Origin of the sequence: Moorena sp. SIO3B2, from assembly GCF_010692525.1 — a bacterium.
Classification (GTDB): domain Bacteria; phylum Cyanobacteriota; class Cyanobacteriia; order Cyanobacteriales; family Coleofasciculaceae; genus Moorena; species Moorena producens.
The window spans coordinates 1-2,345 of record NZ_JAAHHE010000671.1 but is presented as its reverse complement, the minus strand read 5'-3'; the positions used below and the strand labels follow the sequence as shown (position 1 = coordinate 2,345).

General features: G+C 34.8%; 1 protein-coding gene. It reads left to right on the top strand.

Going from position 1 to position 2,345, the window contains the following annotated elements; genetic code table 11:
• Positions 1-2,204, top strand: a 2,204-nt coding sequence (locus tag F6K38_RS39635) for an RNA-directed DNA polymerase (protein ID WP_287360379.1), incomplete at its 5' end; no start/stop codon positions are given.
• Positions 2,205-2,345 lie beyond the last annotated feature (141 nt).

Below are 2,345 nucleotides of genomic sequence, written 5' to 3'. Positions count from 1 at the left end.
CTTTGGAACAACGAGTCATAGAAATGGCATGTACTTTTAGAGAAAGTATAGGAAAGCGTCATACAGTTGAACAAATATATAACGCTAATAACGAAATATATTTTATTAATCCTAAAAGTAGCTATTGGAGAGATAATAAAGGAATCATACAGTATAAAACAAAATTCTATGCTGATTTTCAGACAATCTGGAGTGCAGATCGAGCAGAAGATAAAGATTGGAATGAAGTTATAAGTCTTGATAATCTCAAATTAGCCTGGGCTAGGGCACGTCGCAATCTCTTATCGGAGTCTTTATATGATGAAACTGAAGTGCGTATTTTTGAAACTAATTTAGATTTCAATATTTTAAATTTACAAGAACAATTATGTGCTTATGCTAATGATGTTGCCTTTGTAGATCAAACCATCTCTTATAAATCTCCTAAGAATGTGGTAAAGACTCGTCCAAGAGGACTTTCACGGATTGAAGAAGAAATTTTATCCGTGGCCATTATTCAGAAATTAGGTGACAAGTCATCTCAACTAAGAGGTAGTAGCTACGCCTACAGAATCTCTGGTAAACAACGAGATACAGAATATCTTTATGAGTATTATTTTAAAGCTTATCGTGATTACCTTAACGAAGCACATGATAGTGCTAAAAATTATCCTAATGGGGCAGTTTTAAGAGTAGATATTGAATCATTTTATACAAAAATTATTCAAGAAAAGCTTTGTGATGAACTTTCTACGGAATTAACAGAAAGCGAACGTGTACGTTGGCTGATTAGGTTATTACTTTCTAAAAATATTGATCAACATGAATTAGGTCAGGGTATTACTCAGGGAAATATTGGTTCAGGCTTTTATGCAAATATTTATTTAACTTCAGTGGATGCCAAATTTGGCAGTGGTAATGAATGGGGAGTTGAACTACATCGTTATGTAGATGATATGATTTTCATCATTCCCAACCCAGAAGATATGGAGGTAATTGAAAATACTGTAAAAGATGAGTTACACAAGTTAGGACTAAATCTCAACGAAAACAAAACAGAGAGAATATACCAGGTTTCTTCCTTTTTAGAGCAATCTGATCAAGATCAATGTCTAGATGAATTGAGCGATCGCTTTGATTGTGTGGTCAATCCACTGTGGATAATGAATTCAGAACACCGCGCTATTTTTAAGAGTGCCTTTCACAAGGATGAACTATGGTGGTATCATATTCATCATTATCAACAATGCCTAAGAGAGATCAAAATTTATATAAATGATACAGATCTAAGTCACAAAATATATAAGTATTTGCATAATGCCAAAGGCCGTGAGCGAGACTTGGCAAAACAGAAAGACGTTTTTGGATTAGAAGGAGAATTAAAGTATACACAACTGCCATATGATGAATCTTTTAAGGCAATTCGTCAGTGGTCTGCTTCTTTTATTACTTCTAATAAGGTTTGGAGTAAAAATAGAGATGAATTGCGTAAAGACCTAGTTGATTTATTAGAGGATAGCTGGCAAGCACTGTGTAAATTAAATGGTAGTTATCCAAATCAGACACGGAAATTGGAGAGATATATTCGTTTTGCCCTCTATAGGCTTTCTATTTTAGGATTTGAGGATATACTTAGCACCTTAATGGAAATTTTGCGTAAAGCTTTTTGGATTATTCGCAATCCCATCAATGTGCTGGAGAATCTAGCCAAGCAAGGCTATATAGCTGAAATAAGAAGCTTACTGACACATTATCAAAACCTTGAAGAGCCTGTTGAGTATCTAAAAGCAGTTACAATCAGGGCAATGCGCTTCTTCCCAAAAATCTCTGATCAAGAATGGGAATTGATTGTTAAATTTGCTACTAGTTTAGATCGTTCATTTAGTATTGCCGAAAAGCTGATGGCAACTGAAACCTGGTTATATCTAGGGCACAAATATAACGATTTTAAACAAAATCATCATATTGACGCAGTAAACAAGGCTCTTAGCTCTGAACCACCAGAAAGATTACAAAAAAACTATCTCTTGATTTTGGGACAGTTTGAACCTAAAGCTGTTGAACAGTTCCAGGTTAATAAAAATGATCCTATGCTCGTTACTGCCAAAAAGCTTGCTCTTGAAGGTAAACCATCTGGCATATTTGATTTACCAGAGCCTAAAATCATTCGAGAAAATTACTACAGTGGACAAGCACCAAATGATAGTGATCAAGAAGCGTATTAAGGAACTGTAGTCTATACAGGTAGAGAAAACTAGCAAAAGTCATTCTCTATCTACTATCACTTTACCATCTTCTCTTTGCACCCTATGTCTAGCAAACATAGCTATAACCTTCAGCTTTCTCGGCAAACTCTAAATCCCTAG